The 13,012-nt window shown below is 62.1% G+C and carries 14 protein-coding genes; 8 read left to right on the top strand and 6 right to left on the bottom strand.

Going from position 1 to position 13,012, the window contains the following annotated elements; all coding sequences use genetic code 11:
* Nucleotides 1-24 precede the first annotated feature (24 nt).
* On the bottom strand, nt 25-810 hold the full coding sequence (locus tag O3303_RS14010; RefSeq protein WP_269559020.1) for an SDR family NAD(P)-dependent oxidoreductase: 786 nt from the start codon (nt 808-810) through the stop codon (nt 25-27).
* 139 nt (nt 811-949) lie between these two features.
* A complete protein-coding gene (locus O3303_RS14015) occupies nt 950-1,765 on the bottom strand; it encodes a phytanoyl-CoA dioxygenase family protein (RefSeq protein WP_269559021.1) in 816 nt (271 codons plus the stop codon).
* Between the two features lie 188 nt (nt 1,766-1,953).
* Between O3303_RS14015 and O3303_RS14020 the strand changes: the two genes are divergently transcribed.
* The 4 genes from O3303_RS14020 to O3303_RS14030 all read left to right on the top strand — a co-directional run bounded on the left by O3303_RS14020 (nt 1,954) and on the right by O3303_RS14030 (nt 5,806).
* Complete coding sequence (locus O3303_RS14020; protein ID WP_269559022.1) at nt 1,954-2,772, top strand: WG repeat-containing protein; 819 nt, start codon at nt 1,954-1,956, stop codon at nt 2,770-2,772.
* A 168-nt stretch (nt 2,773-2,940) separates the two neighbouring features.
* Nucleotides 2,941-3,663, top strand: a complete 723-nt coding sequence (locus O3303_RS14025; RefSeq protein WP_269559023.1) for an energy transducer TonB — start codon at nt 2,941-2,943, stop codon at nt 3,661-3,663.
* Between the two features lie 176 nt (nt 3,664-3,839).
* On the top strand, nt 3,840-4,190 hold the full coding sequence (locus tag O3303_RS21965; RefSeq protein WP_350356617.1) for an energy transducer TonB: 351 nt from the start codon (nt 3,840-3,842) through the stop codon (nt 4,188-4,190).
* An 80-nt stretch (nt 4,191-4,270) separates the two neighbouring features.
* Nucleotides 4,271-5,806 carry a hydroxymethylglutaryl-CoA reductase gene (locus tag O3303_RS14030; protein ID WP_350356585.1) on the top strand — a complete coding sequence of 512 codons (1,536 nt, stop codon included), beginning with the start codon at nt 4,271-4,273 and terminating at the stop codon, nt 5,804-5,806.
* A gap of 98 nt (nt 5,807-5,904) precedes the next feature.
* Here the strand turns inward: O3303_RS14030 and O3303_RS14035 are convergent, their stop codons facing one another.
* Nucleotides 5,905-6,429 carry a hypothetical protein gene (locus tag O3303_RS14035; RefSeq protein WP_269559025.1) on the bottom strand — a complete coding sequence of 175 codons (525 nt, stop codon included), beginning with the start codon at nt 6,427-6,429 and terminating at the stop codon, nt 5,905-5,907.
* A gap of 208 nt (nt 6,430-6,637) precedes the next feature.
* Complete coding sequence (locus tag O3303_RS14040) at nt 6,638-7,846, bottom strand: homogentisate 1,2-dioxygenase (RefSeq protein ID WP_269559026.1); 1,209 nt, start codon at nt 7,844-7,846, stop codon at nt 6,638-6,640.
* Between the two features lie 226 nt (nt 7,847-8,072).
* On the opposite strand from O3303_RS14040, the gene O3303_RS14045 reads away from it, so the two are divergent.
* A complete protein-coding gene (locus tag O3303_RS14045; protein WP_269559027.1) occupies nt 8,073-9,071 on the top strand; it encodes a transglutaminase-like domain-containing protein in 999 nt (332 codons plus the stop codon).
* A gap of 187 nt (nt 9,072-9,258) precedes the next feature.
* Here the strand turns inward: O3303_RS14045 and O3303_RS14050 are convergent, their stop codons facing one another.
* A complete protein-coding gene (locus O3303_RS14050; RefSeq protein WP_269559028.1) occupies nt 9,259-10,941 on the bottom strand; it encodes a S41 family peptidase in 1,683 nt (560 codons plus the stop codon).
* A 398-nt stretch (nt 10,942-11,339) separates the two neighbouring features.
* Between O3303_RS14050 and ruvX the strand changes: the two genes are divergently transcribed.
* Together ruvX and def are read left to right on the top strand one after the other, a co-directional pair.
* The gene (gene ruvX, locus O3303_RS14055) at nt 11,340-11,750 is read left to right on the top strand and encodes a Holliday junction resolvase RuvX (RefSeq protein ID WP_269559029.1); all 411 of its coding nucleotides are present in this window, start codon (nt 11,340-11,342) and stop codon (nt 11,748-11,750) included.
* Nucleotides 11,747-12,346: a peptide deformylase gene (def, locus tag O3303_RS14060; RefSeq protein ID WP_269559030.1), complete on the top strand. Its 600-nt coding sequence runs from the start codon at nt 11,747-11,749 to the stop codon at nt 12,344-12,346. Before ruvX ends, def begins: the two co-directional genes overlap by 4 nt.
* A gap of 137 nt (nt 12,347-12,483) precedes the next feature.
* Here the strand turns inward: def and O3303_RS14065 are convergent, their stop codons facing one another.
* Entirely contained in the window at nt 12,484-12,630 is a 147-nt protein-coding gene (locus O3303_RS14065) for a hypothetical protein (RefSeq protein ID WP_269559031.1), read from the bottom strand.
* 17 nt (nt 12,631-12,647) lie between these two features.
* Between O3303_RS14065 and O3303_RS14070 the strand changes: the two genes are divergently transcribed.
* Nucleotides 12,648-12,989, top strand: a complete 342-nt coding sequence (locus tag O3303_RS14070; RefSeq protein WP_269559032.1) for a LytR/AlgR family response regulator transcription factor — start codon at nt 12,648-12,650, stop codon at nt 12,987-12,989.
* Nucleotides 12,990-13,012: the final 23 nt, after the last annotated feature.

Here is a 13,012-nt window from a genome sequence, read left to right on the forward strand (position 1 = left end):
CACAACCGGAGGTCATGCTACATTTTACTTCAGGTGCTTTTCGTATATACCGGCTGCAATCTTCTCGGTTATTGACTTTGGCACCAGCCCGGTAAGCTTCGAGGAAATCTTGTTCAGCGCACCCGGAATCAACTCGGCCTCGCCGGCCAGCAGCGCCGCAATGCCGGCGTGTGCCACCTGCGCGGGCGTCATCGAGACTTTGTTGGCAGTTTCCTGCAGGCCGGCGCTCATGCCAGCGCGGTCGGCGAAGTCGGTGGTGGTGGCGCCGGGGCTGAGGCAGGTCACGGACACCGGAGAGTCGCGCAGCTCGTAGCGCAGGCCGCGGGAGAAGCTCAGCAGAAACGCCTTGCTGGCCGCGTAGAGCGTGAGCGTGGGCACGGCCTGGTAGGCGGCCGTGCTCGACACATTCAGGATGTAGGCTTTGGGCTGCTGGCGCAGGGCGGGCAGCAAACGGTGCGTGAGGGCCACCGGCACGTGCATGTTCAGCTGCAGCATGTTCTGCTGCTCTTCCAGGGCTAGGTCCTCAAACCGCCCCCACAGGCCGTAGCCGGCGTTATTCACCAGCACCGCCAGTTCCTGCGTCTGGCTGCTGGCCCACTCCGCCACGGCTTCCACGGCGTGGGGCGCGGCCAGGTCCTGGGTTAGGATGGCGGCCTGCACCCCAAATTGCTGCCGCAGCTCGGCAGCCACTTCTTCCAGCTGCGCCGCCGAACGGGCCACCAGCAGCAGGTTGTAGCCGCGGCGGGCCAGTTCGGCGGCGAAAGCGCGGCCAATGCCACGGGAGGCGCCGGTGATAAGAGCGGTAGGCATGTGTGATTTGGTGGGAGTGGTGGCGTGTTTATTTTCTGTCATCCTGAGCGTGCGAAGGACCTTATCACGGCTGAACTTCTGCTGAGCGGCTCTATTCCGGCATGACAAGGTCCTTCGTACGCTCAGGATGACAGAACCTCTACTTCACTAAGTGCAGGAACCGCAGATAGAACGGTGTGGGGCTATCGGCTTTTTTGGGAGAGTATTTGCCCGCAATGACAGGCACGTAGAGCACGCGCCGCCGCGAAACCTCGCCCACCAGCGGCGACTGCGCCACGCGGTGCCACATCCGGCCGTCGTGCACGGTCAGGTCGCCGGCCTCGGTTTCGATGGCCAGCTCCTCGGGGTCGGCGTCGTTGTCTTTGAAATACTTCTTGCGGAAAATCATGCTGGCCAGCGACTGGTGGTGCGTGCCGGGCAAAATGCGCAGACCGCCGTTGGTGGCCGGCGTGGCATCCAGGTGCACGCCCACGTTCAGCATGGGCCCGATGCGCTTGCCGTAAAACACGTCGCGCAGCGAGTCGGTGTGCCAGCCCATACGGCTGAACTCGCTGCCGGGCACGTTCACGTAGTGGTTCATCACCAAACCATCCTTCTCGTTTTCGCCTACCCGCTCATTGGTGGCTTCCAGCAGCGGAAACAAGGCCTGGAAGCGGACATCCTGCAGGAAATCGTGTAGTACCGGGCTGTGCTGCGAGGCAAAGGCGAAGCGCTGCACAATGCGCGAGCCGTCTACGTCGTGGCCGTATTTGATGGGGACGCCGTTTACTTTTTCCACGCCCTCGGCCAGCCATTGCTGCTGAATGGCTTCAGTGGCGCGCAGAATCTGCTGTACCTCCCCGGGGGCAATGAAACCCCGGAAATGCAGAAAGCCATGTTGACGAAAAAAGTCGCGCTGCTCGGTGGTAAGGCTGGCTTGCAGCGTAAAGCGCGGATAAGATTTCAAGGAAGTCATAGGAACCCAGGCCGCCTGAAAGCAGGCCTGCGGGGGCAAAGATACGAGGGGAAGACGGCGCTCTGATACGCCGCAGAAAACGGCAGCCTAACCAAGGCCCCAATTTGCATTCAGCAGTGTGAAGAACAAGTGAATAGCAACCGCCCGGCCGCGCACAGGTTTTCCGCTTCCCTCGTACCTTCGCCGGTATGCCTGGTTTTCAGTTACTCCCGTTTTCGTTGCGCTGGCCGCTCTGGGCAATGGTGGGAATGCTGCTGGCCCCCGAAGTCGCCGCCCAAACCGCGCCGGCCACCCGGCTGGTACCGTTCCGGCAGGGCCGCCGCTTCGGCTACGCCGACCTCTCGCGCCGCCTGGTGCTGCCGCCCACCTACGACGATGCCGGCCCGATGGTGAATGAAGTGGCCTGGGTGCGCCGGGGTGCGCTCTACGGCTACATTGATGGCAGCGGCAACCTCGTGACGCCGGTGCAATACACCGCCGCCGGCACCTTCGGGCCCGACGGCCGCGCCACCGTGGTACTGGCCGCCGACACTTTCGCCATCGGCCTCGACGGCCAGCGCCTGACCGAGCCCGCCGCCCCCGCCCCCGAAACCGACTACCTGGAGCAGGGCGACCTGGTGCGCCGCCAGGGCAAGGTGGGCTTCCGGTTCACGAGCGGCTCCAGCACCGTGGTGCCGGCCGAATACGACGAAATTCGGGACCTGCACCACGACGGGCTGCTGCTGGTGCGCCAGGGCACCAAATGGGGCGTGCTCAATGCCAAAGGCCGCCTCACGCTGCCACTGGAATATGATGCCATCCGAGCCACGCCGGCCAACGGCTTCGTGCTGCCGGTGGTGGAGCAGGCCGGCCGCTTCGGCTACCTCGGCCCCGACGGCAAGCTCCTGACGCCCATCAAATACGCCACGGCCGCGCCCTTCGCGCAGGAGGTGGCCCGCGTAACCACCGCCACCGGCCAGCCCGGCTACCTCGACAGCCGCGGCCGGGAGTTCTGGGACGACAAGTAAGCGCCCCTTTTGCTGTGGCACGGACTTCAGTCCGTAGCCCGTTGGTACCGCGCAATTTATCGGGCTTCAGCGGGCTACGGACTAAAGTCCGTGCCACAGGCTGATGCTACCCGCAATAATGCGGCGCGGAAAGCGTATTTTTCAGGAGCTATCTATTCCCTCCTGCCTATGCTACCGCTGCCTATCCTCAATGTGCATCTACAGCCCTGCTCCGAAGACTGGCAGCAGATGACGCCCACCGCCAAGGGCCGCCACTGCGCCAGCTGCCAGCGCACGGTCGTTGACTTCACCGATAAAACCCAAGCCGACCTCGAAGCCGCCCGCGCCGCCTCCCCCGACGGCCGCCTCTGCGGCCGGTTCCGGGCAGAGCAGTTGGCCCCACCGCCCCGCCTGCGCCCAAGGCTGAGGCGGTTTCTGGTGGCATTGGTGCTGGTGTGCGGGCTGGGATTGACGAGCCGGGAGGCTATAGGCCAATTTCTTACCTGCGCAAAACCTCCCACAACAGAGTTTCAGTCCATTGCTGATGCTACAGCAGAAGCATTAGGGTTGGAGCCTGTATCAATCTCTCGGACGCGGGAGTATCCTATGACTGGATTCATAACAACCGAACCCATGCCGGTTTTCCCAGGCGGACAGGATTCTCTGATGGCTTACATGAAAAGAAATCTACGCTACCCTGATTCCACCTCCGACGAAGGCAAGGTGTTCATTAGCTTCGTCATCACGAAAACCGGGCACATCGCACAAGCCAAAGTGTTGAAAGGCGTTGATCTCATGCTGAATGCTGAAGCGTTGCGGGTGGTGCGGCAAATGCCCCGCTGGATACAGCCGCCCCGGCAGCAACCGACAGAAGTGAGCTACACGCTACCCATCACCTTCAGCCGGAAATAGCCATGAAACTGCTGCTACTTCTGCCACTGGCGCTGCTTCTGCACCACGTCGGCGCTGCCCAGTCCGTCCCGGCGACAGTTGACACAACCCTGTTTTACCTACTGAAACCCCCGCCTGCCCCTAATCCTCAGTCTACCCCACAACTCTGGGGACGAGACACGCACCACATCGACCAAATGCCTGTATTGCAAGGTGGCATTGTAGCCCTGCGTTGCCTCCTCTACCAAAACAACCAATTGGGCCAACCAGAGAGTGGTTACCCAACCGGGATAGTGTTCGTCGGATTCATTATAGATACTACGGGGCTGGTAAGAGATGCACGAATTCTGCGCGGCCTGCATCCGGCCCTAAATACCGAAGCGTTGCGGCTGGCGAACCTATTAAACGGACGCTTTATGCCCGCACGGAATAACAATCGGCCAGTTGCCGTTTCTTTTACTCTCCCAGTTCATTTCCCGGCACTAGCTCCTGCTGGCAGAAAGCAGCAGAAGCGTTGCGCCTCATCTTTTACTGCTAATACCCGTTGAGGTAGCGAAAACCTTCCTATTTTCCCCGACCTGATTCCTCACCCATCCGCGCCCGCCCTATGGTCTTCACGCCCAGCCCCATGCTTCTCAAGCTGCTTTACACCCGCGGCAGCCTGCACAATACGCCCGAAGGCGTGGCCTTCAGCATCAAGAACCGCCTCGACACGGTGCGCATCACCCGCATCGACCATGTGCAGCTGGATGGCGTGAAGATTGGCGTGGAGCAGATTGCGCTGGACCTGGGCGAGGGCGACGTGCGGCCCGCTACTACCTTCAACGCCGATAGTGCCGGCTTTACGCTGCCCGTGGGCCAGGCTGCTACCTTCCACCTCGCCACCGAGCACCTGAAAGAAGGCCTGCATACCGTGCAGGTGCAGTTTGCCGCTGACCCCTTCGGCGACCTGAACGTGGAGGTGGAAGACGCCATTGCCACCCAACCCGACAAGCGCACCCGCATTCCGCGCTCCGACCAGGACGACTACTCCGACGACGCCATCCGGGCCCGGCAGCAGTTTGCCGAGGAATTTTCGGGGCAACAGTTCCAGCACCTCAAGCACTACTCCTTCGATGCCCACGACCTGCAGGGCAACTGTGAGCATTTCACGGGCGTGGCCCAGATTCCGGTGGGGCTGGCCGGCCCGCTGCACGTCAACGGCGAGCATGCCCAGGGCGAGTTCCTGATTCCGATGGCCACCACCGAGGGCACGCTGGTGGCCAGCTACAACCGCGGCATTCAGCTCCTGAACCTGTGCGGCGGCGTGAAGTGCACCGTCATCGGCGACGCCATGCAGCGGGCCCCGGTGTTCGTGTTCGACGACGCCCGCGGCGCCCGCGACTTCGGCAAGTGGGTGGAGGAAAACATGGACAAGATCCGGCCCGAGGCGGAAAGCACCTCCCGCATTGCCAAGCTGCAATACATCGACACCTACCTGAGCAACAAGTTTGCCTTCCTGCGCTTCAACTACAGCACCGGCGACGCCGCCGGCCAGAACATGGTGGGCCGCGCCACCTTCGCTGCCTGCTCCTGGATTCTGGAGCACTACAAAGGCGCGCCCATCCGCCACTTCTACCTCGAATCCAACTTCGCCACCGACAAAAAAGCCTCCCAGATCAACGTGATGCGCACCCGCGGCAAGCGCGTGGTGGCGGAGGCCGTTATCAAGCGCGACATTCTGCAGCAGCGCATGCGCGTGACGCCCGAGCAGCTGGCCTACCACGGGCAGGTCAGCAACGTGGGCGCCTTCCTGAGCGGGGCCAACAACAATGGCGCGCACTCGGCCAACGGCATCACGGCCCTGTTCATCGCCACCGGTCAGGATGTGGCCAACGTGTCGGAGTCGTCGGCCGGGGTGCTGTACTCCGAAGTCACGGCCGAGGGCGACCTGTACATCAGCATCACCATCCCGAGCCTGATTGTAGCCACCCACGGCGGCGGTACCGGCCTGGCCACCCAGAACGAGTGCCTGCGCATGCTGAGCTGCGTAGGCCGCGGCACCGTCAATAAGTTTGCCGAAATAGTGGCCGGCGTGGTGCTGGCCGGCGAGCTGAGCCTGGGCTCCGCCATCAGCAGCTCCGACTGGGTGAGCAGCCACGAGCAATACGGCCGCAACCGGTAAACGAGTAGCTGAGCAAGGGAGTAACTGAGTATCGTTCTGTCCTACCCGACAGTTACTCAGTTACTCCCTTACTCAGCTACTCTTTACTCAGCTACTCGCTACAGCGGGTCGGCGGTTACTTTGAACCTGGAATCGGAGCGGAGCGTGAGCTCCCGCGCTACGTTGCCGCGCAACGTCACCTCGGTGTAGAGCGTGTAGCTGGGGGCCTTCAGGTACTTATCGAGCTTGGCGTTGCTGGACTGCAACTCGATGCTGGAGACGCCAGTCGGGATGTTATCCAGCGAAGCCAGCGGCACTTTGTCGTTCTGGTCGGTGCCGATGGAGATTTTGATGCTGCGCAGGAAGTTGAAGTTTTCGGCGGCTGGATCGGTGATGGTGAGGGTGAGTTTGGTGAGGCTGACGTCCTTTACCAGGTCGGCGCTGGTGTTGTTGTTTTTGAAGTTTTCCTGTGAGCGTGCCGGCACGGCTATGGGCAGGATGATAGGCGGCGTGACCAAGCCGCTGGCCGGGATTTTAATGTTCTGCGAATCCGAAATTTCGAACGTCAGTAGGTCGTTGATTTTTTTGCAGCCTAGCGTGAGCATAAGGGCCAGCAGCGGCAGAAGAAACAGTACTTTTTTCATGTAATTTAAATTTTACACACGAATGTACGGAGCACGTATTTCTTCGGATTAGGGGGATTGGGCGGATTTTGTGGACGGCGCTAAACTGCCATAGCCTGCACTCCGCTTTAGCACAACGCAGGGAGGCTTGCCAACTGGCAAGCCTCTCCTGTTTTTTAGCTGAACATAAATCGACTACAAAATCCGTCTAATCCGCCAGAATCCGTGATTAGTCCATCATGTCGGCGGCGCGCGGCGGGTCGGGCACGAAGCCGGGCTGCCAGCTCATGGGGTAGCGCGGGTCGATGTAGGGCAGCGCGGCCTCGGTGAGGTAGAGCGGGCGGAAGGTGTCCACCATTACGGCCAGCTCGTGGGTTTCCTTTTTGCCGAGGCTGGCCTCCACGGTGCCGGGGTGCGGCCCGTGCGGAATGCCGCTGGGATGCCACGTAAACGAGGCCAGATCCACGCCCTTGCGCGACATGAAGTTGCCGGCCACGTAGTACAGCACCTCGTCGGAATCGACATTGGAGTGGTTGTAGGGCGCCGGAATGCTCAGTGGGTGATAATCGAAGAGGCGCGGCACGAAGGAGCAGATGACGAAGTTGTTGGCTTCGAAATGCTGGTGCACCGGCGGTGGCTGGTGCAGGCGGCCCGTAATCGGCTCGAAATCGTGGATGCTGGTGGCGTAGGGGTAAAAATAGCCGTCCCAGCCCACCACATCGAATGGCGAGTGGCCGTAGGTGAGATGGTGCAGCTGGCCTTCCTTCTTGATCTTGACCAGGTACTCGCCCGACTCCTGCACGTCGTCGGTAATCAGCTCGCTCGGCGGCCGGATGTCCCGCTCGCAGTAGGGCGAGTGTTCCAGCAGCTGCCCGAAGTGGTTGCGGTAGCGGCGGCAGGTTTCCACGGGGCTGAACGACTCGATGATGAGCAGGCGCACCGGCCCGTCCTCGAAGTGCAGCTGGTGGATGATGGTGCGCGGAATAACGATGTAGTCGCCGGGCTCGAAGGCCACCTTGCCCATCTGGCTCCACAGCTCGCCGCGGCCTTCGTGCACGAAAATCACCTCGTCGGCCAGCGCGTTTTTGTAGTAGTACTGCATCCGCTTTTCGGTGGGGTTGCAGATGCTCATGGTCACGTCGGCATTGCCGAGCAGGGTCTGACGGGCCTGCAGGTAGTCGCCGCCGGTGCTCACCTGGCCGAGGGTGCGCAGGTGGCTGGGCTCCAGCGGCCGGTCTTTCAGCAGCTTGGGGCTGTAGGGCTCGGGCGTGCCTACCTTCTGGATTTCGGTGGGCGGATGCTGGTGGTAGAGCAGCGACGAAACGCCGTGGAAGCCCAGCGTGCCCACCAGCTGCTCGGCGTAGAGCGTGCCGTCGGGCTGGCGGAACTGGGTGTGGCGCTTGCGCGGAATCTGGCCGAGGCGGTGGTAGTAAGCCATGGCGAAACGGACGTTGGGTGGGTGGGAAATATGGGGAGGTGAAGGTAAGAAGGTTTGGCGGCACCCACGCAGCCCGCGGCCCCACCGGAAAACGGCCAGCTCTGATTGCACCAACTTCAACCATCAGGCTCCAACACCAGTCCGGGGCGCCAGCTGTCGAAACGGAATGGCCTACCTTTGTGTTAGCACTACCCAGGCGGCTGTTGCTGCTGTTTTTCTGTTCGTTATGCGCTCTACTTTGCTTCGTTGCCTGCTGCCCGCTGGCGTCGCCTTGCTGGCGGCCGGCCCCACGTCGGCGCCCCGCACCCGCACCTTCACCTTCGAGTACACGGCCACCGTGCCCGCCCTGCCCGCTACCGCCGACTCGCTGGAGCTGTGGCTGCCCGTGCCCCACCCCGATGCCTCGCAGGAGCTGCGCAACCTGAAAATCAGTACCACCGCGCCCTACACGCTTACCAAGGCGCCGTTCGGCAATACCATGCTGCACCTGAAAGTGCCCGCCGCCCAGGCGGCCGGCCTCACGGTTGCCATGCGCTTCGAAGCCACCCGGCGCGAGCACCAGAACCCCTACCTGGCCAGCGCCGCGCCCAAGAAACTACGCGCCGCCGATGCCGCCGACCCCAACATGGCCCGCTGGCTCCAGCCCGACCGCCTCGTGCCCCTCGACGACAAAATCAAGTTCTGGGCCCTGGAAGTGGTGGCCAAAGCCGGCGCCAAAACCGACCTCGAAAAAGCCCGCGCCATCTACGAGCACGTGGTCAGCACCGTCACCTACGACAAGTCCGGGCAGGGCTGGGGCCGCGGCGACATCTACTACGCCTGCGACGCCCGCCGCGGCAACTGCACCGACTTCCACGCCGTGTTCATCGGCTACTGCCGGGCCGTGGGCATTCCGGCGCGCTTCAGCATCGGGTTTCCGCTGCCTGCCGAGCGCGGCACCGGCGAAATCAAGGGCTACCACTGCTGGGCCGAGTTCTACACCGCCCAGACTGGCTGGGTGCCCGTCGATGCTTCCGAAGCCGCCAAAGACCCCAGCCGCCGCGCCTACTTCTTCGGCGCCCACGACGAAAACCGCGTGGAGTTCAGCCGCGGCCGCGACCTGGCCCTCACGCCCCGCCAGCAAAGCCAGCCGCTCAACTACTTCATCTACCCCTATGCCGAGTTGGGCGGCAAGCCCTTCGAGGGCGTGAAGCGCGAGTTCCGGTATCAGGATCAGGCGAAGTAATAACCGTCATCCTGAGCTTGCGAAGGACCTTATTACGTTGAGGTTACTATCGAACGATTAGTGCTGACGTGATAAGGTCCTTCGCAAGCTCAGGATGACAGTCTTTCTCATCTACCCCAAAATCAAAACGGCCGGAGTCCCCACCCCGGCCGCTTCGCAGTATAGATTTCCCCTAATTGTAATTCACTTATTTCATGGACAGCTTTTGCATGGGATTGGCGGAACCGTCGGCCATGGCCTGCACCGCTTGTTTCAGTTCGGCGTCCTGCTCGCGCAGGGTGGCGTAGTAAGCGGGCTTGCCGTAGGCACTACGAGCAATATACGCTTTTAGTTGATTACGAAGTAGTTCGGCGCAGCGCTTCAGGTGGATGGGGTTGGCTGGCATGCCGTCTTTAGCCGCCACTTCGGCCAACTCCTGCAGCTGTGCGTCGCTGATGCGGAACGTGGCCAGGTACTGCTCGGGGCGCAAAGCCTCCAGCTCCGCCTTGTGGCCCTGGAAATAGTTGAGCGCAAACTCGCGCACCAGATTGTGGCTCTGCAGACGGGTGTAGTAGGCCGAAAACGCCGTGGTGTCGCGCGGCACAAACAGGTCGGGCATGATGCCGCCGCCGCCGTACACGGTGCGGCCGTGCACCGTTTTGTAGCGCAGCGAATCAGCGAAATGGATGCTGTCGGCGTGGAACAGCTCGCCGTGGCGCAGGCGGTTCTGCAGGTCCTGCTCGTAGGCGGCCAGCCCGTGGCTGTATGATTTCTGAATGCTGCGGCCCGAGGGCGTGTAGTAGCGCGCAATGGTCAGGCGCAGCTCCGAGCCGTCGTTGAGGGCAATGGGCTGCTGCACCAGGCCTTTGCCGAAGGTGCGGCGGCCTACCACCAGCGCCCGGTCGTGGTCCTGCAGGGCGCCGGCCACCACCTCGGCGGCTGAGGCCGAGCCTTCGTCCACGAGCACCACCAGCGGGCCTTCCTCGAACTCGCCCAGCACCCGCGAATAGGTCTGGGTGTCGTACTGGTCGCCTTTGCCGTCGGTGTACACGATTTTGCGGGTGCCGCCGATGAACTCGTCGGCCAGCTTGGTGGCGCGGTCGAGGTAGCCGCCGGGGTTGCCACGCAAGTCCAGCACGAGGCCGGTCATGCCCTGGCGGCGCAGGTCGCCGAGGGCCTGCTTGAACTCGTCGTAGGTGCCGCTGGCGAAGCGGCTGATTTTGATGTAGCCGGTGGTGGGGTCGAGCAGGTAAGCTACGTCCACCGAATTGTTAGGAATGCGGTTGCGCACCAGCGCCACGTTCATCGGCTTGGACACGGTGTGGCGGCGCAGCTGCAGCACCACCTTGGAGCCACGCGGGCCGCGCAGCTTCTGAAACATCTGGTCGGTGCTGATTTGCACGCCCGACACCCGCTCGCCGTTCACGGCCAGAATACGGTCGCCGGCCTGCAGACCCGACTGCTCGGCGGGGCCGCCGCTGAGCGGGGCCACCACCGTCACGGTGTCATGGAAAATATTGAACTCCACCCCGACGCCGTCAAAATCACTCTGTAGAAACGCCGAGGCGGCCTGCTGCTGCTTGGCCGGAATGAACACCGAGTGCGGATCGAGCCGCTCCAGCATGCGCGCAATGGCGTAGTCGGACAGGGCTTCGGCATCCACGGAGTCCACGTAGTCGCGGTCCACGTAGCTCAGGATTTCCTTGAATTTCAGGTAGCCACGCGCCGTGCCGTCGGGGTTCTGGTCGGAAGGCCGGAACGGATTGGCCCCGATCAGCACGCCGCACACCAACGCCAATGCCAGCAGCCACGGCTGCCGCGCCCGACGCCGCGCAGAGCGCGGCTCAGGCTCCGGAAAAAGCACTGGCTGAAGCGGAGGCTTGACTGCCATAAGACGCTGAGAGAGTAGAGGTTTGGGCGATAGAAGAAGCTGAGAATGGACAGGATTTCAAATCTATTGAAACTTTTCCAAGAAAATCACCGTGTACATACAGGGATATGAATTATCCGATAACAATACAATTATATCTTTCTTTAGATCAAAATACTGCCATTTAAAGTCAAATTCGGTGCAATTTTCTTCTGCCCCGCTGAGCTAACGTTCAAAGGTATATTTATGATTATATGGTGATTAAATCTTTCGCTGAATACTACGAAATCCTCGGTGGGCCGGATTGGCTGCGCGACGGATTGTGGGCGAACAGCGGGGCGGTTCCGGGGCCCTGTCGTATCTTTGGGCGGCCGGCGGCGGGTGCCGCCGGGCCGCGCACTTTCTCTCCTGTTTCCGTGATGGGCCGTATTCTTGCCATCGATTATGGCCATAAGCGCGTGGGGCTGGCCGTCACGGACCCGCTCCAGCTGATTGCCACTCCGCTGGACACCATCCACAGCAAGGACCTGCTGGCCTACGTGAAGGCCTACCACCAGCGCGAGCCGCTGGCGGCGCTGGTGGTGGGCATGCCCCGTACGCTGCTCAACGAGGCCACCGACAGCACCAGCGCCGTGGTGGGTTTGCTGCGCACGCTGCGCCGCGAGCTGCCCGAGGTGCCGGTGCACGAAATCGACGAGCGCTACACCTCACGGATGGCGCAGGCCGCCATGCTGGCCGGCGGACTGGGCAAGAAAGACCGCCGCGACAAAGCCACCGTAGACAAGGTGGCGGCCACACTCATTCTGCAATCTTTCCTCGAATCCCGATGATTTACCCCATAGTTGCGTTCGGCGACCCGGTGCTGAAGGCCCGCGCCAAAGACATTCCGGCCGATATGCCGGCCGCTGACCTCAAGCAGATCGTGCAGGACATGTACGACACCATGTACCACGCCCACGGCGTGGGGCTGGCCGCGCCGCAGGTTGGCAAAGGCATCCGGCTGTTCGTTATCGACTCGGAGCCGATGATTGACTCCGAAGACGAGGAAACCGGCGAGCCGCTGCCCGATGCCGAGCCGGCCGTGAAGCGGGCCTTCATCAACCCGCAGATGGTGAGCGAAACCGGAGAGGAATGGGGCTTCGAGGAAGGCTGCCTGAGCATTCCGGGCGTGCGCGAAATGGTGTACCGCCCCGAAACCATCGTCATTCGCTTCGAGGACGAGCAGCGCCAGATGCACGAGGAAACCTTCTCGGGCATGACGGCCCGCGTGATTCAGCACGAGTACGACCACCTGGAAGGCGTGCTGTTCACCGACAAGATTTCGGGCTTCAAGAAGCAGCTCATCAAGGGCAAGCTGGCGCGCATCACCAAAGGCGACGTTTCGGCCGACTACCGCATGCGGTTTGTGGGCCAAGGCCGGCGGTAAGCGGCCAGACATCCCCTGCTACTACCCATGGCAAAGGCCTGCCGCAGTATGCACTGCGGCAGGCCTTTTTATGTACACGTGCGACAGTTCACGTACCCTACACACGCCGGATTATTCACTCGGATAATTTACTGGTTCTAGGTTAGCTCGTTGAAGCTGACCACTTTCACGCCGGGAGTTGCCCGGAGCAGCTCGCTCAGCACTTGGCCGTGGGAGGCGCCGACGGCCACCACTACCCGGCGGGCGCCCTGCTGGCGGGCCAGGCGCACCACGTTGGCGCACATGCCCTGGTTGCGCAGCAGTGGCTTCGGTTCCGGCAGCCAATGACTACCTGTTCGTGAAGGGCGAAAGCAAGAACAAGTTTCTGCGCGTCAGCCACGCCGATATTCTCTACGCTGAGGCGCTGGGCAACTACGTGACGCTCTTCGTGGCGGGCCAGCGCCTCATCACCTACCAGACCCTCAAGGAGCTGGCCGCCCAGCTGCCGCAGCCCCCGTTTCTGCGGGTGCACAAGTCGTTTCTGGTATCCGTGGACAAAATCAGCATGATAGACGGCAACACGGTCTACATCGGTGAGCAGGCCATTCCGGTGGGCGAAACCTACCGCGACAGTCTGTACCGGCTGGTGCGGGAGCGGGACTGAGGCTGGCTTAGCGAGGGATGGGG

The organism is Hymenobacter canadensis (assembly GCF_027359925.1).
In the GTDB taxonomy this organism is placed as follows: Bacteria; Bacteroidota; Bacteroidia; order Cytophagales; family Hymenobacteraceae; genus Hymenobacter; species Hymenobacter canadensis.